The organism is Rhizobium sp. 01N48, from assembly GCF_056399145.1.
In genome coordinates this window covers 203,031-229,008 of record NZ_JBFTQT010000008.1, presented here as the reverse complement: position 1 = coordinate 229,008, position 25,978 = coordinate 203,031, and the positions used below count along the sequence as shown (strand labels likewise).

The following is a 25,978-nucleotide window of genomic DNA, read 5'->3' as shown; positions in this document are numbered from 1 at the left end:
TTGTGAAGAACCAATCGAACCCCCATATTTGATGGGTAACGCGGCACGACTACCTGAGAGCGTGGCTTTTGAAATCGTCTCGGCTAAGGTGCGGCTATTCGATTCGTTTGGGAGGTATTTCATGGTTTTGGGCGGCTTCGACATCGTGGTCATCGCACTGGTGGTCTTCGTCATCCTGGTGCTCTTCGCCGGCATCAAGACGGTCCCGCAGGGTTATCAGTACACGGTCGAACGCTTCGGCCGCTACACCCGCACACTGGGTCCCGGCCTCAACATCATCACCCCCTTCATCGAGCGCGTCGGCGCCCGCATGAACGTCATGGAGCAGGTGCTCGACGTTCCCACCCAGGAGGTCATCACCCGCGACAACGCCTCGGTCTCGGCCGATGCCGTCGCCTTCTACCAGATCCTCAACGCCGCCCAGGCGGCCTACCAGGTCTCCAACCTGGAAAACGCCATCCTCAACCTGACCATGACCAACATCCGCTCGGTCATGGGCTCGATGGACCTCGACGAGCTGCTTTCCAACCGCGACGCCATCAACGACCGCCTGCTGCGCGTCGTCGACGATGCCGTCCAGCCCTGGGGCATCAAGGTCACCCGCGTCGAGATCAAGGACATCCAGCCCCCGCGCGATCTCGTCGACGCCATGGCCCGCCAGATGAAGGCCGAGCGCGAGAAGCGTGCCCAGGTGCTGGAGGCCGAAGGCTCGAGAAACGCGCAGATCCTGCGCGCCGAGGGCGCAAAGCAGTCGGCGATCCTGCAGGCCGAGGGCCAGCGTGAATCCGCCTTCCGCAACGCCGAGGCCCGCGAACGCCTGGCCGAGGCCGAAGCCAAGGCCACCAAGATGGTGTCGGAAGCGATCGCCGCCGGCGACGTGCAGGCGATCAACTACTTCGTGGCGCAGAAATACACCGAGGCGCTGACCGCGATCGGCTCGGCCACCAATTCCAAGGTCGTGCTGATGCCGATCGAGGCCTCGTCAATCATTGGCTCGCTGAGCGGCATCGGCGCCATCGCCAAGGAAGTCTTCGGCGGCAGCGACACTCCGCCGGCAGCCCCTGCCCCGCGTCAGGTCCAGGCCCCGCGCACCACGCCGCAGGTCAACCCGTTCAACCAGAACCCGGAGCGCTGATAGATGCTGGCCGCCATCACATCGGAATTGGGGCCGTGGAGCTGGTGGGTCGTCGGCCTCGTGCTGCTCGCCGCCGAGATGCTGGTGCCCGGCTTCTTCCTCGTCTGGATCGGGCTGGCGGCAATCGCCGTCGGCGCGCTGTCGCTGCTGTTCTGGGATAGCGCCTTCTGGGTCTGGCAGCTGCAGGCGATCCTCTTTGCCGCCTTCGCCGTCGCCGCCACCTTCATCGGCCGCAAGCTGACGCGCGATCACGGCGAGACGGATGAGCCCTTCCTCAACCAGCGCGGCGCCAGCCTCGTCGGCCGCACGGCCACGCTGGCCGAGCCGATCACCGAGGGCCGTGGCCGCATCAAGCTGGATGACACCCAATGGAAGGTGAGCGGGCCGGATCTTCCCGTCGGCGCGCGCGTCAAGGTCATCGCAAGCAACGGTCGCGACCTGACGGTCGAGGAAGCCTGATCCCGATCAAGCTGGCCTTGATCCCGATCAAGCTGGCTTGATCAGGCCACGCCGATCCTGAGAAGATCGTGGAAATGAATAAGCCCGACCGGCCTGTTGTCGTCGTCGACGACAATGAGCGCACCGATGCTGTGTTTGTTCAAGAGCGCAAGCGCCGCGGTCGCGAGCACATTCGGCTTCACCGTCTTCGGCGCCCGCGTCATGATATCGTCGACCACGAGCTCCGAGAGGTTGCGCGACAGATTGCGCGCCATATCGCCCTCGGTGACGATGCCGCAAAGCCGGCCATCTTCGTCCAAAATGCCGACACAGCCGAAATGCTTGCGCGACAAAGTCGAGATCGCCTCCGGCAGCGGTGTGCCCTTGGCAACCAGCGGCACGCGCTCGCCGGTATGCATGACGTCGGCGACATGGCTCAAGGCCGCACCGAGCTTGCCGCCGGGATGGAACACATGAAAATCGCGCGCTGTGAAGCCACGCGCCTCAAGCAGCGCGATCGCCAGAGCATCGCCGAGCGCCAGTTGCATCATCGTTGACGTCGTCGGCGCTAGTCCGTGCGGGCAGGCTTCCTCGACGTTCGGCATCAACAGCACGACATCGGACGCCTTGGCCAGCGACGAGTCCGGCGAGCAGGTCATGGAGATCAGCGGAATGGAGAAGCGGCGCGTATAGGCGATTACGTTGCGCAGTTCCGCGCTCTCGCCGCCCTTCGACAGCGCCAGCACCGCATCTCCCAAACCCACCATGCCGAGATCGCCGTGATTGGCCTCGGCGGCATGCATGAAGAAGGCAGGCGTTCCGGTGGATGCCAGCGTCGCGGCGATCTTGACGCCGATATGGCCGCTCTTGCCGACGCCGGTAACGATCACCCGCCCCGAAATCCCGCCGATCGTTTCGACGGCCTGCAGGAAAGGCCCGGCGAGATCGCCGTCAAAGGCCTGTTCGAGGGACACCAACGACTGTCGTTCGGTGGCGAGTGTGCGCCTGGCCGAGTCGATCACGCCGTTGTCGATGAGATTTACCGCTCGCTTGATCATCGCCATCCGTTAGCCGCTTTCCAGCGCGGTGTCCACCATAGCGGCGGATTGAGCACCGCCTTCAACCAAATGGCAACGAATGGTTAACCACGAGGCTTTACGTTCGGGTAACCACTTCGAAGCATGCCGAGCGCAACCATATGGGCCATTGGAGACATACGAGCAGTCTGACGCCGCTCCGCGCGGCGGGCGTTGCCGTGTCCGTGGCGCTGGCCGGTCTCGAACTCATGGCTCCTGTTTCGGCGCTCGCCCAATCGGCGCGTACGGCTGCATCGTCCTCCCCGCTTGCTCAGTCCGCCTACATCGCCACCCCCGATGCAACAGGCGATCAACAGGATGACGGCACGGCCATACCCGGCGCCACGGCATCCGCCGACGACCCGGCCAATGCGAACGACAGCACCGCCAACGGCACCAGCGCCAACACCAGCGCGGCCGCACGCCAAACCACATCAGGCGACCAGCCGAGCGACGAGACCACCGGCTCCATTCTCGACGAAGACATGATGCGGCTGAACACCCGCGAGGCCCCGCTCGACGAGCGCAGGCCGCGCAAGCCCGACGTCAATCTCTCGACCGAGGAGACCCCTGGTATCCGCGTCGGCACCTTCGTGCTGCGCCCGACCGTGACGCAGAGCATCAACACCGAGACGCAGAAGGACGGCGACGTCAAGCAGACGCGCGCCTTCCTCGAAACCGACATGAAGACGACGCTGACGTCGGACTGGGCACTGCACCAGCTGCTGATCACGAGCGAAGGCGCCTGGCAAAAGAATGTCAGCGGCGAAGGCGAAGAGCAGCCGGACTTCCGGATCAACGGCGATCTGAGGCTCGATCTCCCCGAGGAAACCACGGCCCACATCACCGGCGGCTACCACTTCTACCGCGAAGACACCGACGACCCGAACGCCATCCAGAACGCCAACCAGCAATCCGACGTGCAGGAATTCACCCTCGGCGCCTCGATCGAGCGCGACTTCGGCATCCTGCGCGGCAGCACCGGCATCGATTTCACCCGCACGATCTATTCGGACGCCACGCTCTCCGACGGCACCGTCGTATCCCTCAGCGACCGCGACCAGACATCAGGCACCCTGCGTGGCCGCATCGGCTACGAGCTGTCGCCTGCGTTGATCCCCTTCATCGAAGGCAATGTCGGCAAGACGGTGTATGACCAGACGACCGACGTGGCGGGCTACCAGCGCTCCGGCGACAGCTACGGCGCCAAGGTCGGCGTCGAGGTGGACCTCGGCGAAAAGCTGCGCGGCGAAGTGGGCGTGGGTTACGAGATCGCCAGCTTCGACGACGTCAGGCTGTCCGATATCGACGCAACCGTGCTCGATGCCAGCGTCCGCTGGTCGCCTTTGCGCGGCACCGATATCGATTTCGGCCTGCAGACCAGTCTGCAGCCATCCACCACGCCGGGTGTCGCGGGCTATATCTCGCGCGCCATGACGACGACTGTCACGCATCAGCTGCGCGACAATCTGGTTGGAACGTTCCTGGGTGGGATAACCTTGCGCGACTATCCGTCGGATAGCGCGATCAGCGACGAGACGGTCTATACGACCAGCGCCGGCCTGACCTGGAACATCAACCGATATCTCGATCTGACGAGCACCATCGGCTACGAACTGACGTCCAGAAAAGTCGGCGCCGACTCGCAACAATGGCGAGCCGGCGTCGGTCTGAAGCTGAAACGCTGACAGCGATCGGGAAGACCGCGAGGCGGCCTCCCCTTCAATCGCCTGAGATCAGAGACCCTTGAGCAGGTCCTTGAAGCCTTCGATCACGGTCGGGCGGATATCCGCACGCTCGAGCGCGAAGGCAACGTTGGCGAGGATGAAGCCATCCTTGGCGCCGCAGTCGTAGGTCGTGCCCTTGAAGTGGTAACCGGCGAAAGCCTGATCCTTCAGGAGCTTCAGCATGCCGTCGGTGAGCTGGATCTCGTTGCCGGCGCCGCGTTCCTGGGTTTCCAGGATCTTGAACACTTCAGGCTGCAGGATGTAGCGGCCGTTGATGAAGAAGTTCGACGGTGCGGTGCCCTTGGCGGGCTTTTCGACCATGCCGGTAATGCGGAAGCCGTCACCGATCGCGTCGCCGACGCCAACGATACCGTACTTGTGGGCCTGATCGGGCGCGCACTCTTCGACGGCGATGATGTTGCCGCCGCTCTGGGCATAAAGGTCGATCATGCCCTTCATGCAGCCCTTGGCTTCGCTCTTCATGATCATGTCGGGAAGCAGCAGCGCGAAAGGCTCGTCGCCGATGATCTCGCGGGCGCACCATACGGCGTGACCGAGGCCGAGCGGCTCCTGCTGGCGCGTGAAGCTCACGGTACCAGCCTTGGGAAGCTGGCCTGCGAGCAGGGTGATTTCGGCGTTCTTGCTGCGCTCGCGCAGCGTCTGCTCAAGCTCGAAATGGATGTCGAAATAGTCTTCGATGATGTGCTTGTTACGGCCCGTCACGAAAACGAAATGCTCGATCCCGGCTTCCAGCGCTTCGTCCACCACATACTGAATGATCGGCTTGTCTACGACAGTCAGCATTTCCTTCGGAACGGCCTTCGTGGCCGGAAGGAAGCGCGTGCCGAGACCGGCGACCGGGAATACAGCTTTGCGAACTTTTTTATGCTCTGCCACACAGGCCTCCTGGGATGATTCTAACGCTTGAAATATAACGCGATTTTGATCGGATTAGATGAGATTTGCTACGGTTTTGCAAATAGTGACTGTGTTCGTGCGTCATGGTAAAGAATTTGTTGACTCCGTTCGGGTAGTCTCAGGCCTGAGCGGAATTTTTGCGCTCTGGTGTGCCTGAAACGAAAGGACGGATGACCGCCGATGACTCAAAATCACAAAATCTCCCTTCGTGGTCTTGCATTCGCATTCATCATGACCGCATCCGCCAGTCTGGCGCCTGTTAACGCCATGGCCGACCAGCGGTTCCAGAAGTGGATCGCGGACTTCTATCAAACTGCCGCTCAAAATGGCATCAGCAAGGCAACTTATCGTAAAGCTTTCTCAGGCGTCAGCGACCCTGACCCTACGGTGCTGGAAAAGGCTACTTATCAGCCTGAATTTACGACAAAAATCTGGGATTACGTGGATTCTCGCGTAAATCCTTATACCGTCCAGATCGGCCGCAAGATGATGGCCAAACACGCCTCTACGTTGAATTGGATCGAGCGGAACTTCGGTGTCGACAAGACGATTCTCCTGGCGATTTGGTCGATGGAATCAAACTACGGCGCGGTTCTTGAGAAGGACGACAGACTGCATTACGTGCCCCGCGCGCTGGCGACGCTCGCCTATGCCGACGCCAAACGCACGAAATTCGCGCAAAAGCAGCTGATCGCCGCCCTGAAGATCCTGCAGAACGGCGACATCTCGCCCGACGGCATGACCGGCTCCTGGGCCGGCGCCATGGGCCACACCCAGTTCATTCCCACCAGCTACCTGCTCTACGCCGTCGATGCCGATGGCAACGGCCACCGCGACATCTGGAATTCGGTTCCCGACGCGCTCGCCACCTCCGCCAATCTCCTGAAGAAGAACGGCTGGGATTTTGGCAAGACCTGGGGCTACGAAGTCCAGGTTCCATCGAGCGCGCTGAAGAATGTCGGCAAGACGTTGACGCTGGCACAATGGTCGGCCCTTGGCCTGAAGCGCCCGAGCGGCATGGGCTTCAAGGACGGCTCCGGCAAGGCGGTCTTGAAGATGCCCGCCGGCAATGACGGTCCGGGCTTCCTGATGACCAGCAACTTCTACACCATCAAGAAGTACAATGCCTCTGACAGCTACGCCATCGCCGTCGGCCTGCTCGCCGACGAGATCGCCGGCTATGGCGGCATGAAGCAGCGCTGGCCGCGCCCGGATGGCACGCTCGACGTCAAGGAGAAGTTCGAGCTGCAGACCCGCCTGAAGGCGCTCGGCTACTATGACGGCGAAGTCGACGGCAATTTCGGCAGTGGCTCCAAGGCCGCGATCGCCGCCGTTCAGGGCCGTATCGGCATGCAGGCGGATGGCGAACCCTCGCTGCCGCTCCTGAACGCGCTTCGCAAGTAGCCGTCACGTCGCGATCAAAAACACGCGCACCGCGCTTTGGGGTGTGGACGCCCGTCCCGCTCCATGAGAAAATAAGCGTCGATGCAGGGCGGCCGATATGCGTAAACGAGTAGATCAGACAACAGCCAAGAGTGGCCTTCGCGGCATGCTCCGCTGGGGCGCGTTGGGCGCGGCGGTGCTGGTCTTTTCCACCTCTGTTCTGCCGCCCGTTTCGGCTGAAGCCCAGGAACAGCGCTATTACCAGCGCCGCTCGCTCATGGATTTCTTCTTGGGCCGCCGTTACATCGACGAGGCCCCCCAGGCGCCCGGCCAATACACGCGGCCGCGCGCCGTTCCCCAGCGCAAGAAGACAACGCCGCCCAAGGCCACCGTCTCCACGCCACGCGCGGCACCCGTGATCGCCCCGGAAGAGAAGGTCGTCGAGAAGCTCGACAATGCCCAGAAGATCCTTGTCGTCGGCGACTTCCTGGCCGGCGGCCTTGGCGTCGGCATGGATGCGGCCTTCCAGGATTCGCCGGGCATCCTTATCGAGACCCACAGCAACGTCGCCTCCGGCCTCGTGCGCGACGATTATTACGACTGGCCGACGCAGCTGACGAAATTCATGGACGAGGCCAAGCCCGCCATGGTCGTCGTCATGCTCGGCGCCAACGACCGCCAGCAGATGGTGACCGATGTCGGCAAGGAAAAGTTCCGCACCGATGGCTGGTACACCGAATACCAGCGCCGCGTTCTCGCCTTCGGCAAGGCGGTGACGGCTAGAAAGATCCCGCTGCTCTGGGTCGGCCTGCCCGCCTTCGATTCGCCCTCGATGATGGCGGATGCCGCGCAGATGAACCAGGTCTACCGCAAGCAGGTGGAATCGATCGGCGGCGAATTCGTCGATATCTGGGACGGCTTCGTCAGCGAGAGCGGCGACTTCATCGTCACAGGCTCCGACATCAACGGCCAGCAGGTACGCCTGCGCACCTCCGACGGCATCAACATGACCGACGCCGGCCGCCGCAAGATCGCCTTCTACGTTGAAAAGCCGGCCCGCCGCATCCTCGGCACCCAGGCAAGCCCCGATCTCGTGCGCCTCGACAACAGCAGCGCGCCGGCGATCGGTCTGTCGTCGAACCCGGCCGATCACACCGACCCGATCGCGCTCTCCGACCCCAACCTCGACGGCGGCACGGCGCTACTCGGCGGCGCCGCCATTCCCGTGAGCGCCACGAAATCTCCGCGCGACAAGCTGGTGCAGGATGGCGAGATGGCCAAGCCCCCGGCCGGCCGCGTCGACGACTACAGCCGCCCCGCCGCCAAATCGACGGCCGAAGTCTCGGTCAAGTAAAAGCGGGCGCTCGCACGCCCGCCTCCCTCTTTCTCAGCTCAACTGGCTCAGCTCGGAAAATCCGCACTCAGCGTGACATCCGCCCATGCATCGAAATTCGACCGCAGCGCATCCAGCCGCTCGCGCGCGATCTTCAGCGCCGGCGCGCCCAGCAGCAACCGCAGCGGCGGCTCCTTACTCTCGTAGGCAGCAATGACTGCGGCTGCGGCGCGCGCCGGATCACCCGGCTGGTTGCCGGAGACAGCACGGGTCGCGGCCCGGCGCTTGCCCGCCGTCTCGGCGTAGTCGTCAATCACGGTCGCCGATTCGATCATCGAGCTCCCGGCCCAATTGGTGCGAAACGCGCCCGGCTCCAGAATGGTGACCTTGATACCGAGCGGCGCCACTTCGTGAGAGAGCGATTCCGACAAGCCCTCCACCGCGAACTTGGTGGCGTGATAATAACCGGTCGCCGCGAACGCCACGAGGCCGCCGAGCGACGACGTGTTGAACACATGGCCGCGACGCCGCGCGCGCATGCCGGGAAGCACCCGCTTGGTCACCGCGATCAGGCCGAAGACATTGGTCTCGAACTGGTCGCGGATTTCCTGGTCGTCGCCCTCTTCGATCGCCGCGAGATAGCCGTAGCCGGCATTGTTGACCAGCACGTCGATGCCGCCGAAATGCGTCTCCGCCGCAGCGACCGCCTCGTCGATCGATGCCCTGGAGCGCACATCGAGCGCAACTGGCAGCACATGATCGCCGTAGCGCGCGACCAGATCGTCGAGCGCACTAGGCTTGCGCGCGGTGACAGCCGCCCGCCAGCCGCGTGCCAGAACGGCTTCAGCCAAGGCGAGGCCGAGGCCCGAGGAAGCACCAGTGATGAACCAGATGGTGGAAGTCTCAGTCATGTCGTCTCCTTCAGGGCTTCTCGGCCCATTGTCTCGTTGGGGGCAGTGGCGCTTAGCGCCGACGCAGGATCATGCCGCCATGGTGCAGCGTGTCGCGGTCGACGAAATCGCCGTCGGCGGTAAAGCCGGTGTCGTCCCAGTAATCGATATGGGCGCCATGGACCTCGTAGCGCCCCTGGTAGGCGCTCTCGCGGTTACCGCGCGCCTCGTCGTATCGGCCGTTCGCCAGAAGCTCGTGCCGAACCCGGCCGTCATCGGTGATCCACATGCCGACATAGGGATGGTCGCTCATCATCTCTCTCCTCTTCCGGCCTAACGAGGCCGATGCGATTGCAGGCGACGGCTCTTCCGTCTTGCCATGGGATGAGAGATAGGGGCGACATTGGCATCGAACGAGTTGCCAATCCAAGATAGCGTGGTTAGTAATTCTAACCAATGAGCGACCAGTTCGAAGGCATCTCCGTTTTCCTTGCCGTCGCGGAAGCGCGCAATTTCCGCGTCGCCGCCGAGCGGCTGGGCGTGACCCGCTCCGCCGTCAGCCAGGCGCTGCAGCGGCTGGAAGACCGGCTTGCTGTTACGCTCGTCCAGCGCACCACGCGCAGCGTGCGGCTGACCGAAGCCGGCGAGTTGTTCCAATCCCTGGTGAAGGAGCCCGCCGACCGCGTCGTGGAGGCGATCGAAGCCGTGCGCGAGGTTCGCGCGCGGCCATCCGGGCTGCTGCGCATTGCCGTTTCATCGATCGCCGAACGCGTCATCTCCGGCCCGCTGCTGGCAGGCTTCATGGCGAAATATCCGGAGCTGCACCTGGATATCACCATTACCGACGGCGAGTTCGATATCGTCGAGGCCGGCTTCGATGCGGGGATCCGGCTGGGCGAGGTGATCGAGCAGGACATGGTGGCCGTGTCGGTCTCGTCAGCCCAGCGCCAATGCGCCGTCGCATCGCCCGATTACATCGCCCGTCGCGGCGCGCCGCAACACCCCCGCGATCTCGTCGATCACGTCTGCATCGGCTGGCGCCCCAGACCCGACACCGCCCCCTACCGCTGGGAATTCACCGAGAACGGCCGAGATTTCGATGTCGCGGTCGATCCCGACATGACCACCAACGACATGGGCATGATGCTGCGCATGGCCTCTTCCGGCGCCGGCATCACCTTCGGCATGGTGGAGACCTTTGCGCCCTATATCGCGCGCGGCGAGCTCGTGCCGCTTCTCGAAAGCTACTGCCCGCCCTTCGACGGCTTCTACATCTACTACCCCCGCCGCCATCGCCAGCCGCAGAAGCTGCGCGTGCTGGTCGATCACCTCTCAAGCAGAGGCTGACTGCGGGCATACCGGGCCGGCGGCACGCCCGCATATCGCGAAAAGGCGACGCTGAACGCGCTCGCCGAGCCGTAACCCACGCGCTCCGCCACCTCATCCATCGCCAACTCACGACCGCGCAACAGCTGCTTGGCGAGCGCCATGCGCCAGGCCAGCAGATACTCCATCGGCGGGAGGCCGACGACGCGGCTGAAACGGGCGAAGAAGGCCGATCGGGAGAGCGAAGCCTCGGTCGCGAGATCCGCCACGGTCCAGGGATGGGCCGGCCGTTCATGCAGCGCGTGCAGTGCAGCCGCCAGCCGTTCATCCGCCAGACCACGGCTCAGCCCGGGCGCGCCCGTCGGCTGCGTGCCGGATCGGAGCGCCTCGATCAGCAGCACCTCCAGCAACCGTTCAAGCACCAGCTCCCGCCCCGGCCGCCGCTCGCGTGTTTCCTCGCCGACCAACTGCATCAGCGTCGCCAGACGCGGTTCGCCGCGAACGACAACGACATCGGGCAGCAGCGAAACCAGAAGCGCCGCATCCGGTGAACCGAAGCTGCAATGCCCGATGCGCATGCGCAGATCCGGCGGCCCGTCGAGACGACCCGCGCGGAAGCGACCGTCGCTCATCTGCTTCGGAACGACGGCGGGCAGATCGCGCGGCGCATCTATGCTCTCATTGACGAGATCACGCATGGCCGGCACCAGGACAAAGTCGCCGGCCTCAAGAATGAACGGCGGCTCCTCCCCGAATGTCACACGACAGCGCCCCTCGATGACCGCACAGTAAAAGGGCTCGCCCGTGGCCTCGCGTTCAATCCGCCAAAGGCCGGCGCATTCGACCAGCTTCGAGAAGCGTGCTGCGGGCTGCAGCAGCGTGACGATTTCGGCAAGGGGATCAACGGCCACAATCAAGACTATCGCTAAAGAAATGGAGACTACAGACTATATCAAGTCTCGCACGCGGTCACTACCCTGCAATCATTCCTTTTCACTTGGAGACGCAGATGCCCACGATACTGATCACCGGTTGCTCGTCCGGCTTTGGCCTGGAGACCGCGAAACTCTTTCTCGACCGCGGCTGGGATGTGATCGCGACGATGCGCAAGCCCGATCCCGACCTGCTGCCGGCCTCCGAACGCATGCGCGTTCTGCCGCTCGACGTCACCGACCCCAAAAGCATCGCGGAGGCCGTGGCCGCCGCCGGTCATATCGACGTGCTTGTCAACAACGCCGGCTTCGGAGCCCCTTCCCCCATCGAACTCACCGCGCCGGAGACCGTGCGGTCCCTGTTCGAGACAAACACGATCGGCACCTTGGCGATGGTCCAGGCTGTCGTGCCGCAGATGCGCCAACGCCGGGAAGGCGTCGTCATCAACGTCACCTCGACGGTGACGGTGAAGACGCTGCCGGTCATCGGCGTCTACCGCGCGAGCAAGGCCGCGGTGAACGCGCTGACGGAATCCTTGGCGGTCGAGATGGAGCCGTTCGGCGTGCGCGTGCATATCGTTCTGCCGGGCCGCTCGCCAACCACCCGCTTCGGCGAAAACGCGCGCCCCCATTTCCGTGGCCTTGATGATGCCGACTATGCGCCGATGCTCCAGCAGTTCATCAAGAGTGTGCAGGACGATACCGGCCCGGTGACCCATGCCGCCGACGTGGCCGAGGCCGTGTGGCGGGCTGCGACCGATCCATCCGCGCCGCTGCGTATTCCGGGCGGTGCCGATGCCGAACTCTGGATGGCCGAGGCGGGCCTCTAAGCCCTTCCCACGACGGAGAAGCGACCTTGCAGCTCGGGGCCGCGCCAGGCAGTCCCGAGCCCACCAATCGCAGCGACTAACCCCGCTGCAGCGCCAGATGCGCACCGAGGCCGATCAGAATTCCTCCACCCGCGCGCTGCACCAGCCGCTGTGCCGAACCCGAGCGCTTCAGCCTCGATACGACGGCACCCGCCAGCATCACGTAGACGATATCGGCCGACGAGAAGATGAAATTGACGATCGTGCCCAGCAGCACGAATTGCAGCCAGACCGGAAAGCTGGCGGCGGGATCGATGAATTGCGGCAGGAAGGCCAGGAAGAAGATCGCCGTCTTCGGGTTCAAGACCTCGATCGAGATGCTCTCGACAAAGGCCCGCCGGCCGGACTTCGGATCGATGGCAGCGAGCGTCGTCTCCCCTTGCGCCTTGCTGCGAAACAGCGAGATGCCGAGCCAAACCAGATAGGCCGCACCGGCGAGCTTGACCGCCATATAGAGCACCGGCACCGCATGAAAGATGATCGACAGGCCCGCGGCGGCCGCGATCACATGCACATAGCAGCCGACATGGATCCCGAGCGTCGCCATGAACCCCGCCCGCCGTCCGCGCGCCAGCGTCTGGGCGGCGGCGTAAAGCATGGCCGGCCCGGGAATATAGGCAAAGAGCGCGGTCGTGACGAAGAAGGTGATCAGCAGTTCGGTCGATGGCATCCGGTGTTGTTCCTTGCCGCATAGCCATGCGAAGCGATGGCCCGCGCACCATAGATCGCCGCATCGCGGTTGACCATGCCGCAATCCCATCGCGCCGGCGGGACTGAGACGTCCAGTCAGAGCCCTACTCGATCACCTCGACCGCAGACAAGACTTCCACGCTGGCGGCCGCTCCGCATCCATGCACCTCGATCTTCAGCTTCGCACCCGGAACGATGATCGTCATCAGCTTCGCCTGAATGACCTTGGCATTGCCTGGCGGATCGACGTTGATGTAGCCGGTGCCGCGCTTGTCCTTGAACTGGAAGCCTTCGATCGTCTGCCCGGAGGCCCTCATCGTCAGGTCCACCACCTCGCCCGTCGTCGTGGCCACCTGGCAATCCGTCTCCGGGCTGAGGCCGGAGAGACGCTCGCGCGATGCCGCCGCCGTGACGACGGGCGCGGACGACGATCCGCAGCCGGAAAGCACCCGCCGCACGGCAGCGCCACTTCCCCGCAGCGAAAACGAATAGGGCAGCCCGACCGGATCGAAAGCCAGCGTCGCCCGGCTCCCCTTCTGAAGGGCATCGGAGAAATCATCGGCAAGCGGCCAGCGATAAAGATCGTGGGCGCCGCGCTCTGGCAGATTGAAGGTGAATGTACGGCCATCGATGATGATGTCGAACGGCTCGCCGGTCGCCTTGCCGTGCTCGTAGATCACCATCTCGAAGCTCGGCGCGCCCACGGCCGGGCAACTGACCAGCAGGCACATGTTCTCGCTCAGGCACTTCGCCGTCGCCGGATAACTGACGTAGCCGGCGCGCTCCCAGGCCCCGGCTGGCGATGCCGCGACGCATAGGAAAGCCGCGACAATGCTGATGACAGATCGAACAGACATATTCATTGACCCCCGTACAACAAACAGTCCGTCCATACTCGCCGAACTGACGCGCCCGCCGCCAGATAGACTTTCTCGGTATGTAGCTGCAAAAGGCACAAAAAAGCTCGGGGCCGCGCAAGCGCAGCCCCGAGCCGAAATCAATCCAAACGTCCCGGCTGCTTAGCGCGGCAGAACCGTCGAGCCCATCAGCGCCTCGTCGATGGCGCGCGCCGCCTGGCGTCCCTCGCGGATCGCCCAGACGACCAGCGACTGGCCGCGGCGCACGTCGCCCGCCGTCCAGAACTTGTCGACCGAGGTCTTGTAATCCTTGTCGTTGGCGACGACGTTGGTCGAGCCGCGGCGGTCGGTGTTGAGCGTCAGCTTGCCGTCGAGTTCCTTGAGCACACTCGTCGTGAACGGACCGCTGAAGCCGATGGCGATGAAGGCGAGGTCTGCCTTGATGATGAACTCCGTGCCGGCGATCGGCTTGCGGCTTTCATCGACTTCGCAGCACTTCACGCCGGTCAGCACACCGTCTTCGCCGACAAATTCGACCGTCGCCACCTGGAATTCGCGCACAGCACCTTCGGCCTGGCTGGAGGAGGTGCGCATCTTGGTGGCCCAGAACGGCCAGACGGCGAGCTTGTCTTCCTTCTCCGGCGGCTGCGGGCGAATGTCGAGCTGGGTGACCTTCACGGCCCCCTGGCGGAACGCCGTGCCGACGCAGTCCGATGCGGTGTCACCGCCGCCGACGACGACGACATGCTTGGCGCCTGCGAGGATCGGGTCCGATGCCCAGCCTACGCTGTCGATGTTTTCGCGGCCGACGCGCTTGTTCTGCTGAACGAGATACGGCATCGCATCGTGGACGCCGGCGAGATCAAAGCCCGGAATGCCGGCTTCGCGCGGCGTTTCCGAACCGCCGCAATAGAGCACCGCGTCATGATCGGCGAGCAGCTGCTCGACCTTCAGATCGACGCCGACGTTGACGCCGCAATGGAAGGTCACGCCTTCGCCCGAGATCTGCTCGACGCGACGATCGATGAAGTTCTTCTCCATCTTGAAGTCGGGAATGCCGTAGCGCAGCAGGCCGCCGGGCTTCGATTCACGCTCATAGACATGCACTTCGTGGCCGGCGCGGCCGAGCTGCTGGGCCGCCGCCATGCCGGCAGGGCCAGTACCGATGATCGCGACCTTCTTGCCGGTGCGAACGGCAGCCGGCTGCGGCCGGATAAAGCCGAGCTCATACGCCTTGTCGGCGATCGCCTGCTCGACGGTCTTGATGGCGACCGGCGCATCTTCGAGGTTCAGCGTGCAGGCCTCCTCGCAGGGCGCGGGGCAGACGCGGCCGGTGAATTCAGGGAAGTTGTTGGTCGAATGCAGGTTCTGGATCGCTGCTTCCCAGTTGTTGTTGTAGACCAGATCGTTCCAGTCGGGGATCTGGTTGTGCACGGGACAGCCGGTCGGGCCATGACAATAGGGAATGCCACAGTCCATGCAGCGCGCGGCCTGTTTCTGCACTTCCGGGTCCGACATCGGGATCGTGAATTCGCGGAAATGCCGGATACGGTCCGACGCCGGCTGATACTTCGCCACCTGCCGGTCGATTTCCAGAAACCCTGTTACCTTACCCATGCTGCTGTCTTCCCTTACACTCATGACCGCCTCACCGCAGCCAGTTGTCTGTTTTCAGTCCCGTTACCCGGGGCAAGTTGCTGAACCGTCATTAGAACATATCCCCTTGAGAACCATCCATGAGACTGGGACAGAATTGCTGTCGGCGCAGTCACCATGGGTCATCGAGATATTTCGGTATCCGCCACGCACGATTGGCACGTGGCGGATATGTCGGTGTTGTTATTCCGCGGCGATCCCCATCCGGCTGCGCTCCATTTCCTCGAGCGCGCGGCGGTATTCGACCGGCATGACCTTGCGGAACTTCGGACGATACTCCGCCCAGTTGTCCAGGATCTGCTTGGCACGGGTGGATTCCGTGTAGTGCAGGTGGTTGGAGATCAACTGGTAGAGGCGTTCCTCGTCGTGGCGGGTCATGTCGCCGGAAACGTCGACGCGGCCCTTGTGCGCGAGATCGCCGCCATGGTGATGCAGCTTCTCCATCAGGTCGTCCTCTTCGGGAACCGGCTCGAGCTCGACCATCGCCATGTTGCAGCGCTTGGCGAAATCGCCGCTCTCGTCGAGAACATAGGCGACGCCACCAGACATGCCGGCCGCGAAGTTGCGGCCCGTCTCGCCGAGCACGACCACCACGCCACCCGTCATGTATTCGCAGCCGTGGTCGCCCACACCTTCGACGATGGCGATGGCGCCGGAGTTGCGCACCGCGAAGCGCTCGCCCGCGACACCGCGGAAGTAGCACTCACCCTCGGTCGCGCCGTAAAGCACGGTGTTGCCGACGATGATCGAGTCCTCAGCGACGATCTTCGAGTTCTCCGGCGGACGCACGATGATTTTGCCGCCCGAAAGGCCCTTGCCGACATAGTCGTTGCCGTCGCCGATCAGCTTGAAGGTCACGCCGCGCGCCAGGAACGCGCCGAACGACTGTCCGGCCGTGCCGCGAAGCGTCACGTTGATCGTGTCTTCCTTCAGGCCGCGGTGGTTGTAGCGCTTGGCCACTTCGCCCGACAGCATCGCGCCCGCCGAACGGTCGACGTTCTTGATCCCGACTTCGAACGACACAGGCGTCTTCGACGCCAGCGCCGGCTCGGCTTCCGCGATAAGCTTGCGATCGAGGATGTCTTCGATCGGGTGCTTCTGGCGGGTCGTCCAGTAGGTTGCTTCCTTCGGCGCCTCGACCTTGTGGAAGATGCGGCTGAAGTCGAGACCCTTGGACTTCCAGTGCGCCAGCATCTCGTCCTTCTCGAGCAGCTCCGAAGCGCCGATGATGTCATCGAACTTGGTGAAGCCGAGCGAGGCGAGGATTTCGCGCACTTCGTTGGCAACGAAGAAGAAGTAGTTGATGACATGCTCCGGCGTGCCCTTGAAGCGCTTGCGCAGAACCGGATCCTGGGTGGCAACGCCGACAGGGCAGGTGTTCAGGTGGCACTTGCGCATCATGATGCAGCCGGCGGCGATGACGGGAGCGGTCGCGAAGCCGAATTCGTCGGCGCCGAGAAGCGCGCCGATGATGACGTCGCGGCCGGTCTTCAGGCCACCGTCGACCTGCAGCGCGATGCGCGAACGAAGGCCGTTCAGCACCAGCGTCTGCTGGGTTTCGGCAAGGCCGATTTCCCACGGAGAACCCGCATGCTTCAGCGAGGTCAGCGGCGATGCGCCGGTACCGCCGTCGAAGCCGGAGACCGTAATGTGGTCGGCGCGCGCCTTGGCGACACCGGCGGCAACCGTGCCGACGCCGACTTCCGAGACGAGCTTGACCGAGACATCGGACGTCGGGTTGACGTTCTTCAGGTCGTAGATCAGCTGCGCCAGATCTTCGATCGAGTAGATGTCATGGTGCGGCGGCGGCGAGATCAGGCCGACGCCCGGCGTCGAGTGACGGGTCTTGGCGACCGTCGCATCGACCTTGTGGCCGGGCAGCTGGCCGCCTTCGCCGGGCTTGGCGCCCTGCGCGACCTTGATCTGCAGCATGTCGGCGTTGACGAGATATTCCGTCGTCACACCGAAGCGTCCCGATGCGATCTGCTTGATCGCCGAGCGTTCCGGGTTCGCCGAACCATCCGGCAGCGGGAAGTAGCGGTCGCTCTCTTCGCCGCCCTCGCCGGTGTTGGACTTGCCGCCGATCTTGTTCATCGCGATCGCCAGCGTCGTATGCGCCTCGCGACTGATCGAGCCGAAGGACATGGCGCCTGTCGAGAAGCGCTTGACGATCTCGACTGCAGGCTCGACGTCATCGAGAGCGACCGGCTTGCGCCCTATCTGCTCGGCGGTCTTGATCTTGAACAGGCCGCGGATGGTGTTCATGCGAAGCGCCGACGTGTTCACCATTTCGGCGAACTCGCGGTAGCGGTCCTCGGAGTTGCCGCGAACGGCGTGCTGCAGCGTGGCCACCGCATCCGGCGTCCAGGCATGGCTTTCGCCACGCATGCGGTAGGCATATTCGCCGCCGATATCGAGCGTGGTCGCGAGCAGCGGATCCTTGCCGAAGGCCGACGTGTGGCGGGCAACGGTCTCTTCCGAGATCGCCTTCAGATCGACGCCTTCGATCATCGTCGCGGTGCCGAAGAAGTACTTGTCGACCAGCTCCTGCTGCAGGCCGATCGCATCGAAGATCTGGCCGCCGCAATAGGACTGATAGGTCGAGATGCCCATCTTCGACATCACCTTGAGGATACCCTTGCCGACCGCCTTGATGTAGCGGTAGACGACTTCGGACGCGTCCACTTCCTTCGGGAACTCGCCCTTGGCATGCATGTCGAGCAGCGTGTCGAAGGCCAGGTACGGGTTGATCGCTTCCGCGCCGTAGCCGGCGAGAAGACAGAAGTGGTGCACTTCGCGCGGCTCGCCTGTCTCGACGACGAGGCCGACGGAGGTTCTGAGACCCTTGCGGATCAGGTGATGGTGCACGGCGGCCGTCGCGAGCAGCGCCGGGATCGCGATGCGATCCGGCCCGATCTGACGGTCGGAGAGCACGATGATGTTGTAGCCGCCCTTGACGGCCGCTTCCGCGCGCTCGCAGAGGCGGTCGAGCATTTCGGGCATGCCTTCGGCGCCACGCTCCACATCATAGGTGAAGTCGAGCGTCTTGGTGTCGAAACGGTCTTCCGTGTGGCCGATCGAACGGATCTTTTCGAGATCGCCATTGGTAAGGATCGGCTGACGTACTTCCAGGCGCTTGGCGTTGGCCGCACCCTCGTGGTCGAGAATGTTCGGGCGCGGACCGATGAAGGACACCAGGCTCATGACCAGCTCTTCGCGGATCGGATCGATCGGCGGGTTGGTAACCTGCGCGAAGTTCTGCTTGAAGTAGGTGTAGAGCAGCTTCGACTTTTCCGACATGGCCGAGATCGGCGTATCGGTGCCCATCGAGCCCACGGCTTCCTGGCCCGTCGTCGCCATCGGCGACATCAGGATCTTGGTGTCTTCGGTGGTGTAGCCGAAGGCCTGCTGGCGGTTGAGCAGCGACACGTCGCGGCGCAGCGCGCGCGGCTCCACCGGCTTCAGCTCCTCGAGGATCAGCTGCGTGCGATCGAGCCAGCTGCGATAGGGATGCTTGGTCGCGAGCTCGGTCTTCAGCTCCTCGTCGGAGACGATCTTGCCCTTCTCCATGTCGATCAGCAGCATCTTGCCCGGCTGCAGGCGCCACTTCTTGACGATGCTTTCTTCCGGCACCGGCAGCGTGCCCGCTTCGGAAGCAAGGATGATCCGATCATCGTCGGTGACGAGGTAACGGGCGGGACGCAGGCCGTTACGGTCGAGCGTCGCGCCGATCTGCTTGCCATCGGTGAAGCAGACGGCGGCCGGACCGTCCCACGGCTCCATCAGGGCGGCATGGTATTCGTAGAACGCCTTGCGCTCCTTCGACATCGACTGGTTTCCAGCCCAGGCTTCCGGGATCAGCATCATCACGGCATGAGCCATGGAATAGCCGCCGCGCACGAGGAACTCGAGCGCGTTGTCGAAACAGGCCGTGTCCGACTGACCTTCATAGGAGATCGGCCAGAGCTTGGAGATATCCTCGCCGAAGAGCGGCGAAGACACCGACGCCTGGCGCGCCGCCATCCAGTTAACGTTGGAGCGCAGCGTGTTGATTTCGCCGTTATGGGCGACCATGCGGTATGGGTGCGCCAGCTTCCAGGACGGGAAGGTATTGGTGGAAAAGCGTTGGTGCACGAGCGCGACAGCGGACTCAAAACGCGGGTCCGACAGGTCCGTATAATAGGCGCCGACCTGATAGGCCAGGAACATGCCCTTGTAGACGATCGTCGAGGACGACAGCGACACCGGATAGAAGTGGCTCTCCTCGCCGTCGAACTCGTCATAGATACGGTTCGAGATCACCTTGCGCAGCGTGAACAGGCGGCGTTCGAATTCATCGGTGGTCGCGGCGCTATCGCCCGCACCGATGAAGATCTGACAGTGATGCGGTTCGGTCGCGGCGATATCCGGCGCCTTCGACAGCGACGAATTGTCGACGGGCACGTCGCGGAAGCCGATGAGAACCTGGCCCTCTTCGGAGATGACGTCCTGCATCACCTTCTTGAAATGCGCGATCTGCTTTTCGTCGCGCGGCATGAAGATATGGCCGACGCCATATTCGCCGGCCTTCGGCAGGGTGATGCCCTGCTTGGCCATTTCCTCGCGGAAAAAGCGATCGGGAATCTGAACGAGAATACCAGCACCATCACCCATCAGCGGATCGGCGCCGACTGCACCGCGGTGCGTCAGGTTCTCGAGAATGAAGAGACCGTCCTTGACGATCTGGTGCGACTTCTGACCCTTCATATGCGCGACGAAGCCGACGCCGCAGGCATCATGTTCGTTGCGTGGGTCGTAAAGCCCCTGTTTGGCCGGCAGACCGGTGGCAGGTTTGCGCGTATTGGCCACCGCGCGCATGTCTGCTGCTGCGAACTGGTCAATACCCGTGGATGGCGTGTTCTTCGTCATCGTTTTGCCTCCTGTCAGAGCCCGCTACTGTGCGGGCGGCTCTTCGTCGCACACCGACCCTGATCTTAGGTTCGGCGCATGACAGCGCTGTTGCATTATCGAAGATCCGGTCGCCGGCGGCAGGCTTTCCCCGGGAAGGCAAAGCCTTTCCCGACAAAGCAGCCGTTGCGCTCCGCGCCTGCCATGCGTCCCGCGCGAGGAAACTCGTCCGCGTTCAGGAAACTATAGCGTGAAACCCAACGAGTGTAAGGTCTTTTGGCGCCTCTTCGGCCTTAGCGGCCAAAATAGGACAGCAACCCTGTCCTAATTCATCGGTTCTATGCCAGAAACGTGACAGCTTCGCAAGGGCCATGGATTAAAAAAACGTCAATTAACGACGGAAGATTGCCAAATTGATCGGCAGCGCGACATAAAATTACGCCGTTTCGTTCTATATTGTATGTTGATTGCGGAATTCAATTTTTGTGATGGGTCCCGCCTCGATTGCTTGATCCAGTGAAGCTTTGGATTAAGCTCCGCTGCGAACCAGCCCCCACCTCCATATCTTCCAGGTTTTTCTCATGATTTTCGCTTCCGACAACTGGGCTGGCGCCCACCGTTCCATCGCCGAGCGCCTGCTGCAGGAATCCGCCGGTTTCGCCGCCGCATACGGCACCAGCGATCTCGATCGCCGCGTGGAGGCCCGCTTCGCCGAGATTTTCGAGCGTGACGTCTCCGTCTTCTTCGTTGCAACGGGAACGGCCGCCAACTCGTTGTCGCTCGCAAGCGTCCAGCGCCCCGGCGGCATCACCTTCTGTCACGCCGAAGCCCATGTGATCGCCGACGAATGCGGCGCCCCCGATTTCTTCAGCCAGGCGCGCCTGTCCCCCGTCGATGGCGAATTGGGCAAGATCGATCCGGCGAAGCTCTCCAAGGCGATTGCCGCCTACCCTGAAAACGCTGTTCATCATGGCCGAGCGACGGCGGTCACCATCACACAGGCGACCGAGATCGGCACCGTCTATTCGCTCGACGAGATCGACGCCATTTCCGCCATCTGCAAGGAGCGCAAGCTGCCGCTCCACATGGATGGCGCCCGCTTCGCCAATGCGCTGGTGGCGCTTGGTGCAAGCCCGGCCGAGATGACCTGGAAGCGCGGCGTCGACATCCTCTCCTTCGGCGGCACCAAGAACGGCTGCTGGTGCGCCGAGGCGATCGTCGTCTTCGATCCTGAAAAGGCGAAGGAGATGCCCTTCATCCGCAAGCGCGCCGCCCAGCTCTTCTCCAAGTCGCGCTTCATCGCCGCCCAGTTCGACGCCTATCTGGACAACGGCCTGTGGCTCGATCTCGCCGGCCACGCCAACGGCATGGCCGACCGCCTGCGCGCGGGCATCGGCGCCAGCAACTCGGCCCGCCTTGCTTGGTCGACGACGTCAAACGAAGTCTTCGCCATTATAAAGAAGAGTGCCGGAAAGACCGCCGAAGACAAGGGCGCGAAATTCTATGAATGGCCGATCCCCTCAGCCACGCCTGATCTCGTCGGCGCAGACGAGATCCTGATCCGCCTCGTCACCAGCTTCGCCACCGAGGAAAAGGATGTCGACGGCTTCCTGAGCTGCCTCGCATCCTAACCCATAAACGCCGATAGGCCCGGTGATCGAAATCACCGGGCCTATCCTCATGACGCCGTCCCCAGCCGAGCGGCGCGCATTCCTCAATTACATGTTGCTCATTTCGCCCGTGCTCATCGGCATCATGTTCACGTTCATGTTGTACATGACCCAGACGGTGCCGACGATGGTGATGACCGCGATGATGGCCGTGAAGACGAAGGCGATCAGCGTCCAGCCGTTTTCCGCGCGGCTGTCGACATGCAGGAAGCAGACGACGTGGACGATGATCTGCGCGATAGCCAGCGCGAAGATGATCACGGTGGTTGCCGTGGCATTTTCCAGCGCCCCGGACATGACCAGCCAGAACGGAATGACCGTCAGGATGATCGACAGGATCGAGCCGGTCCAGATGCTGCCCTTGCTGCCGTGAGCGGGTTCGGTGTGATGATGTGTGCTCAACGAAGTGCTCCAAACAGGTAGACGACGGTGAAGACGCCGATCCAGATGATGTCGAGGAAGTGCCAGAACATCGACAGGCACATCAGGCGACGCTTGTTGTCCTCATTCAGTCCGCGCTGGGCGATCTGCACCAGCAGCGTGACCAGCCAGATCAGGCCGAACAAGACGTGCAGACCGTGCGTGCCAACCAGCGTGAAGAAGGCCGACAGGAAGGCGCTGCGCTGCGGCGTGGCACCTTCAGCGATCAGCGACGAGAACTCGTAGAGCTCCACGCAGAGGAACGCCGCGCCGAGCACGCCGGTGACGGCAAGCAGCCGCCACATTGTGGCCGTCCGTCCGGCCGCCATCGCCTGCATGCCGATCGAAAGCAYGATCGACGATGCGAGCAGGAAGCCAGTGTTCAGCGCCACCAGCGGCAGCTCGAACAGATGCTGGGGCGGAGGCCCACCCGCATAATTGCGGCTGAGCGTTCCGTAGACGGCGAACAGCGAGGCGAAGATCAGCGCATCGCTCATCAGGTAGATCCAGAAGCCGAGCATCGTGGCGCCGCCACTGTGATAATGCTCCTCGGCTTCGGGCTGGTGGTAGACGCGTTGGGCGTCCTTGTTGACGAGTTGAATGGTCATGTCAGGCCCTCGCTGCCGGCTGCTGCGCACGCTTGCCTTCGGTAAGCGCGATCGCATCGGCCGGGATGTAGTGATCGCGGCTGTAGTTGAAGGAGTGGACGATCGAGACGACGAGGATGCCGGCGAAGCTGATGGCGGCCAGCCACCACATGTACCAGATCATGCCGAAGCCCAGTGCCGTGGCGAGTGCCGCAACGACGACGCCGGTGGCGGTGTTGCGCGGCATGTGGACAGGGCGGAAGCCTTCGGTCGGATGCTTGTAGCCATGCTCCTTCATGTCCTGCCAGGCGTCGAGTTCGTAGACGACGGGCGTGATCGCGAAGTTGTAGGCAGGCGGAGGCGAAGTCGTCGACCATTCCAGCGTACGGCCGCCCCAGGGGTCGCCGGTGACATCACGCAGCTTGTTGCGCTTCACGATGCCCATGACGATCGCCATGACGAAGCCGAGCACACCGATGAGGATGATGACGGCGCCGATCAGCGCGATGACGAAGTAAGGCTGCAGCGTCGGATCATCGAAGTGGTTGACGCGGCGTGTGGTGCCCATCAGGCCGACGATGTAGATCGGCGTCCAGGCGACCCAGTAGCCGATGACCCAGCCCCAGAAGGCAACCTTGCCCCAGAACTCGTCCATCTTGAAGCCGAAGGCCTTCGGGAACCAGTAGGTCATGCCGGCGAAGAGACCGAAGACGACGCCGCCGATGATGGTGTTGTGGAAATGCGCCACCAGGAACAGCGAGTTGTGCAGCACGAAGTCGGCAGCCGGCACGGCGAGAAGCACACCCGTCATACCACCGACCACGAAGGTCAGCATGAAGGCGACGACCCACATCATCGGCAGTTCGAAGCGGATTTCGCCGCGGAACATCGTGAACAGCCAGTTGAACACCTTCGCCCCGGTCGGAATGGCGATCACCATCGTGGCGATCCCGAAGAAGGCGTTGACGCTCGCACCCGATCCCATGGTGAAATAGTGGTGCAGCCAGACGAGGTACGAGAGAATGGTGATGACCACGGTGGCGTAGACCATCGAGCCGTAGCCGAACAGACGCTTGCCGGTGAAGGTCGAGGTGATTTCCGAATAGATGCCGAAGGCCGGCAGGATCAGGACGTAAACCTCGGGGTGACCCCACATCCACACCATGTTCCAGTACAGCATCGCGTTGCCGCCGAGATCATTGATGAAGAAGGCGGTGTCGAGATAGCGGTCGAGCAGCAGCAGGAAGAAGGCCGCCGTCAGTGCCGGGAAGATGGCGATGGCGAGAACGTTGCTGCAAAGCGCGGTCCAGGTGAAGACGGGCATCTTCATCAGGCTCATGCCGGGCGCGCGCATCTTGATGACGGTTGCGACCATGTTGACGGCCGAGAGCGTGGTGCCGATACCGGCGATTTCGAGCGACCACAGATAATAGTCGACCCCGGTATCCGGACTGAAGGCCTTTTCCGCCAGCGGCGCGTAGGACAGCCAGCCGGTGCGTGCGAATTCGCCGACGAACAACGAGATCATCACCAGCACCGAACCTGCGACCGTCAGCCAGAAGCTGAGGTTGTTCAAGTAGGGGAAGGCGACGTCGCGCGCGCCGATCTGCAGCGGCATGACGAAGTTGACGATGCCGACGACCAGCGGGATCGCCACGAAGAAGATCATGATCGTCCCGTGGGCGGTGAAGATCTGGTCGTAGTGGCTCGAGTGCAGGAAGCCCTCGTTGCCACCGAAAGCAACGGCCTGTTGCAGGCGCATCATCACGGCATCCGAGAAACCGCGCAGCAGCATGATGATCGCCAGCACGATATACATGATGCCGATCCTTTTGTGATCGACGGAGGTGAACCACTCCTTCCAGAGATAGCCCCAGAGCCGGAAATAGGTGAGTGCTGCGACGACGATCAGACCGAGCGCGGCGACCGCGATGAAAGTGCCGACAAGGATCGGCTCGTGGATCGGCAGCGATTCGAGCGTAAGCCGCCCGAAGACTGTCGTGGTGAAGCTATGGTCTTGCATTGGAACCCTGCTGTTCAGGCGCGGCGAGCGCGCCATTGTTGGTGCCGGTGTTGGTGTGGTCGTGAGCGGCCGGAACGGCGGCGGCAACGTCGCCGGATGTCGAGGTATGGCTCATGGATGACATGCCCTGGCTCATCTGCCCCTCGCTTGACTGCATGGCTGAGTGATCCATGCGCGGCGGCGCGAACATGCCGCCATTGTCGCGATCAAGCGCGCGATCCTTCTTCATGATGTCGGCGGCGCATTCGGTGCCGGCGACCACGCAACGGTTGAGAACGCGATCGAAGAGACCGGAGGCGACGGTGGAGAAGTGCATGACGGGCACCTTCTCGCTCGGCTTGTCCAGTTCGACGTAACGGTCGGTCGACAGCGTCTCGCCGGCGGCCTTTATCCCCGCGGCCCATTGGTCGAACCCTGCCTGATCGACACCGTGCAGTTTGAACCGCATGTCGGAATAGCCGGCGCCGGTGTAGTTGCCCGAATAACCCCAGCTGTCGCCCGGCGCGTTGAGCACGGCGTGCAGCATCGATTTCATGCCTGGCATCGCATAGATCATGCCCGCCAGCGTGGGCGCCGAGAATGTGTTGAACTGGTTTGTCGAGGTGATGGAGAAACGTACGGGGACATCGACCGGGAGGGCCAACTCGTTGACGGTCGCGATGCCTTGTTCGGGATAGATGAAGAGCCACTTCCAATCCATGGCGACGACCTGGATGTCGAGAGGCTTGTGGTCCTTGGCCAACGGCTTGTCGGCGGAAATACGGTCGAGGGGGCGGAAGGGATCGAGGCTGTGCGTGGTGATCCAGGTGACCACGCCGAGACACGCGATGATCAGGAGCGGGATGGACCAGACCACCACTTCGATCGGTGCCGAATGGGTGAAGTTCGGATCGTACTTCTCGGGCGCTCGGCCCTTGCGGTATCGGAACGCGAAGACCACGATCAGGGTCAACACCGGAATGACGACGAGAAGCATCATGCCGAGCGCGACGAGGATGAGGTTACGCTCCTGAAGAGCGATATCCCCCGTTGGGTTCATCACCACCATATTGCAACCACTGAGAGGAAGCAGCGCAAGAGGTGCGACAAACCGGCGAAAATTTCGTGATATGAATGTTTTCTGGCGCATCCCCGGAAGCTATGTCGCCCCCCGCGCGGCAG

20 protein-coding genes and 1 pseudogene are annotated in these 25,978 nt (G+C 62.9%); 8 read left to right on the top strand and 13 right to left on the bottom strand.

All coding sequences use genetic code 11. The features are described 5' to 3' along the window. The first annotated feature begins 121 nt into the window (after positions 1–121). The gene (locus tag AC1DOG_RS17185) at positions 122–1,135 is read left to right on the top strand and encodes an SPFH domain-containing protein (RefSeq protein ID WP_209191633.1); all 1,014 of its coding nucleotides are present in this window, start codon (positions 122–124) and stop codon (positions 1,133–1,135) included. A 3-nt stretch (positions 1,136–1,138) separates the two neighbouring features. Continuing rightward, the gene (locus AC1DOG_RS17180) at positions 1,139–1,594 is read left to right on the top strand and encodes an NfeD family protein (RefSeq protein ID WP_413395072.1); all 456 of its coding nucleotides are present in this window, start codon (positions 1,139–1,141) and stop codon (positions 1,592–1,594) included. A 41-nt stretch (positions 1,595–1,635) separates the two neighbouring features. Here AC1DOG_RS17180 and AC1DOG_RS17175 read toward each other — a convergent pair whose 3' ends face one another. Then, the gene (locus AC1DOG_RS17175; protein WP_477929707.1) at positions 1,636–2,631 is read right to left on the bottom strand and encodes a KpsF/GutQ family sugar-phosphate isomerase; all 996 of its coding nucleotides are present in this window, start codon (positions 2,629–2,631) and stop codon (positions 1,636–1,638) included. A gap of 140 nt (positions 2,632–2,771) precedes the next feature. Here AC1DOG_RS17175 and AC1DOG_RS17170 point away from each other — a divergent pair, with 140 nt between their 5' ends. Beyond that, positions 2,772–4,337: an outer membrane beta-barrel protein gene (locus AC1DOG_RS17170; RefSeq protein ID WP_477929660.1), complete on the top strand. Its 1,566-nt coding sequence runs from the start codon at positions 2,772–2,774 to the stop codon at positions 4,335–4,337. A 48-nt stretch (positions 4,338–4,385) separates the two neighbouring features. Here the strand turns inward: AC1DOG_RS17170 and galU are convergent, their stop codons facing one another. Beyond that, positions 4,386–5,273, bottom strand: a complete 888-nt coding sequence (galU, locus tag AC1DOG_RS17165; protein ID WP_018899750.1) for a UTP--glucose-1-phosphate uridylyltransferase GalU — start codon at positions 5,271–5,273, stop codon at positions 4,386–4,388. Between the two features lie 201 nt (positions 5,274–5,474). On the opposite strand from galU, the gene AC1DOG_RS17160 reads away from it, so the two are divergent. Together AC1DOG_RS17160 and AC1DOG_RS17155 are read left to right on the top strand one after the other, a co-directional pair. After that, positions 5,475–6,698 carry a lytic murein transglycosylase gene (locus AC1DOG_RS17160; RefSeq protein ID WP_477929658.1) on the top strand — a complete coding sequence of 408 codons (1,224 nt, stop codon included), beginning with the start codon at positions 5,475–5,477 and terminating at the stop codon, positions 6,696–6,698. A 97-nt stretch (positions 6,699–6,795) separates the two neighbouring features. Beyond that, a complete protein-coding gene (locus AC1DOG_RS17155) occupies positions 6,796–8,031 on the top strand; it encodes an SGNH/GDSL hydrolase family protein (protein WP_477929656.1) in 1,236 nt (411 codons plus the stop codon). Positions 8,032–8,078: 47 nt separating this feature from the next. Here the strand turns inward: AC1DOG_RS17155 and AC1DOG_RS17150 are convergent, their stop codons facing one another. After that, positions 8,079–8,921: an oxidoreductase gene (locus tag AC1DOG_RS17150; RefSeq protein WP_477929654.1), complete on the bottom strand. Its 843-nt coding sequence runs from the start codon at positions 8,919–8,921 to the stop codon at positions 8,079–8,081. A gap of 52 nt (positions 8,922–8,973) precedes the next feature. Further along, positions 8,974–9,213, bottom strand: a pseudogene (locus AC1DOG_RS17145) (Atu4866 domain-containing protein); the annotation flags it as partial. 143 nt (positions 9,214–9,356) lie between these two features. On the opposite strand from AC1DOG_RS17145, the gene AC1DOG_RS17140 reads away from it, so the two are divergent. Beyond that, positions 9,357–10,247 carry a LysR family transcriptional regulator gene (locus tag AC1DOG_RS17140; protein WP_477929652.1) on the top strand — a complete coding sequence of 297 codons (891 nt, stop codon included), beginning with the start codon at positions 9,357–9,359 and terminating at the stop codon, positions 10,245–10,247. On the opposite strand, the gene AC1DOG_RS17135 is transcribed toward AC1DOG_RS17140, so the two are convergent. Beyond that, positions 10,226–11,137, bottom strand: a complete 912-nt coding sequence (locus AC1DOG_RS17135; protein WP_477929650.1) for an AraC family transcriptional regulator — start codon at positions 11,135–11,137, stop codon at positions 10,226–10,228. The two genes, AC1DOG_RS17140 and AC1DOG_RS17135, sit on opposite strands and share 22 nt — an antisense overlap. A gap of 98 nt (positions 11,138–11,235) precedes the next feature. Between AC1DOG_RS17135 and AC1DOG_RS17130 the strand changes: the two genes are divergently transcribed. Then, complete coding sequence (locus AC1DOG_RS17130; RefSeq protein ID WP_477929648.1) at positions 11,236–11,988, top strand: SDR family oxidoreductase; 753 nt, start codon at positions 11,236–11,238, stop codon at positions 11,986–11,988. Positions 11,989–12,064: 76 nt separating this feature from the next. Here AC1DOG_RS17130 and AC1DOG_RS17125 read toward each other — a convergent pair whose 3' ends face one another. The 4 genes from AC1DOG_RS17125 to gltB form a co-directional block, all read right to left on the bottom strand. After that, positions 12,065–12,697: a LysE family translocator gene (locus AC1DOG_RS17125; protein ID WP_477929646.1), complete on the bottom strand. Its 633-nt coding sequence runs from the start codon at positions 12,695–12,697 to the stop codon at positions 12,065–12,067. Between the two features lie 124 nt (positions 12,698–12,821). After that, positions 12,822–13,574, bottom strand: coding sequence for a hypothetical protein (locus AC1DOG_RS17120; RefSeq protein ID WP_477929644.1), 753 nt, complete (start codon positions 13,572–13,574; stop codon positions 12,822–12,824). A gap of 162 nt (positions 13,575–13,736) precedes the next feature. After that, entirely contained in the window at positions 13,737–15,191 is a 1,455-nt protein-coding gene (locus AC1DOG_RS17115; RefSeq protein ID WP_477929705.1) for a glutamate synthase subunit beta, read from the bottom strand. A gap of 222 nt (positions 15,192–15,413) precedes the next feature. After that, positions 15,414–20,138, bottom strand: a complete 4,725-nt coding sequence (gltB, locus tag AC1DOG_RS17110) for a glutamate synthase large subunit (RefSeq protein ID WP_477929642.1) — start codon at positions 20,136–20,138, stop codon at positions 15,414–15,416. Positions 20,139–20,698: 560 nt separating this feature from the next. Between gltB and AC1DOG_RS17105 the strand changes: the two genes are divergently transcribed. After that, positions 20,699–21,748 carry a threonine aldolase family protein gene (locus AC1DOG_RS17105; RefSeq protein WP_477929640.1) on the top strand — a complete coding sequence of 350 codons (1,050 nt, stop codon included), beginning with the start codon at positions 20,699–20,701 and terminating at the stop codon, positions 21,746–21,748. An 87-nt stretch (positions 21,749–21,835) separates the two neighbouring features. Here AC1DOG_RS17105 and cyoD read toward each other — a convergent pair whose 3' ends face one another. Genes cyoD through cyoA form a run of 4 tightly spaced genes read right to left on the bottom strand, consistent with a single transcriptional unit; the run spans position 21,836 to position 25,946 of the window. Then, positions 21,836–22,189: a cytochrome o ubiquinol oxidase subunit IV gene (gene cyoD, locus AC1DOG_RS17100; protein ID WP_477929638.1), complete on the bottom strand. Its 354-nt coding sequence runs from the start codon at positions 22,187–22,189 to the stop codon at positions 21,836–21,838. Next, positions 22,186–22,815, bottom strand: a complete 630-nt coding sequence (gene cyoC, locus AC1DOG_RS17095) for a cytochrome o ubiquinol oxidase subunit III (protein WP_477929636.1) — start codon at positions 22,813–22,815, stop codon at positions 22,186–22,188. The genes cyoD and cyoC overlap by 4 nt, the downstream gene beginning before the upstream one ends. Position 22,816: 1 nt before the next feature. After that, a complete protein-coding gene (gene cyoB, locus AC1DOG_RS17090) occupies positions 22,817–24,817 on the bottom strand; it encodes a cytochrome o ubiquinol oxidase subunit I (RefSeq protein WP_477929634.1) in 2,001 nt (666 codons plus the stop codon). Beyond that, positions 24,804–25,946 carry a ubiquinol oxidase subunit II gene (gene cyoA, locus AC1DOG_RS17085; RefSeq protein WP_477929632.1) on the bottom strand — a complete coding sequence of 381 codons (1,143 nt, stop codon included), beginning with the start codon at positions 25,944–25,946 and terminating at the stop codon, positions 24,804–24,806. Before cyoA ends, cyoB begins: the two co-directional genes overlap by 14 nt. Positions 25,947–25,978: the final 32 nt, after the last annotated feature.